The organism is Pseudomonas sp. Bc-h (assembly GCF_002080045.1).
Lineage (GTDB): Bacteria > Pseudomonadota > Gammaproteobacteria > Pseudomonadales > Pseudomonadaceae > Aquipseudomonas.
The window spans coordinates 1-730 of sequence record NZ_MUIN01000035.1 but is presented as its reverse complement, the minus strand read 5'-3'; the positions used below and the strand labels follow the sequence as shown (position 1 = coordinate 730).

General features: G+C 45.9%; 1 protein-coding gene and 1 pseudogene. One reads left to right on the top strand and one right to left on the bottom strand.

What is annotated here, in order from left to right; all coding sequences use genetic code 11:
- Window positions 1–196: hypothetical protein (locus BWR59_RS32680; RefSeq protein WP_218191322.1), on the top strand; the 196-nt coding region annotated here is incomplete at its 5' end.
- Between the two features lie 26 nt (window positions 197–222).
- On the opposite strand, the pseudogene BWR59_RS32530 reads toward BWR59_RS32680, so the two are convergent.
- Window positions 223–730, bottom strand: a pseudogene (locus tag BWR59_RS32530) (hypothetical protein); the annotation flags it as partial.

The window sequence follows — 730 nt, the reverse complement described above, 5'->3', positions numbered from 1 at the left end:
CATTATCATGAGCCAATCGAGCACGAACACAGCCATGTTCATGATGAGCATCATCAACTGTAAGTTTCAGAATTATTTGTCGCACTTCTTGCAGAATTATTTGTCACACTTGACCACCCCGAAATTGCGCGAACATTTGCGCCTCTATTGCGTTGCGAATGTATCACTGCCTGTGGTGCGCTATTGGTTGAGTTGACTACTAAATACAACGTCCAAATGATACTAACTATCCGGACTTAGCAAAGCGGGTTGCTTGCGCAATGTTCCGTTTATTCCGAACATCATCATTTCCCGAGCGGTTTCGACAACCTCCCGATTTAGCTCTTTGACCACATCTTCATTGATTTTCAGAATCCTGGCAATCATGGAGAACAAATTTCCCAAGGATCTGAGAACTCCTTGTGTGTACCAATAGATGAGCGCGTAGACCTCTTCAGGCGGCTTCGGCAGGTTCATTACCTCGAGCTGTTTGTCTATGTATTCGGTTGTTTCAGCGGCAGTCAGCGGTTTCAGTTCTTCTACATGAGCCACCCTTATCGAAAAATGCCACATCCGGCTGAGGCTTCTTTCAAAGCCTGGATCAGCTATGAGCAATAACCCAACATCCCACTCTTCTTGGATGTCTCTTAGTTGCTCTAAAGCCTGGTATTTCAGCCTGAAGGCCTCATCGACAATAACGAGCTTTAAGTGCTGCTTCGACAACTCACTTGGCCATTCCTTGGGATTCACC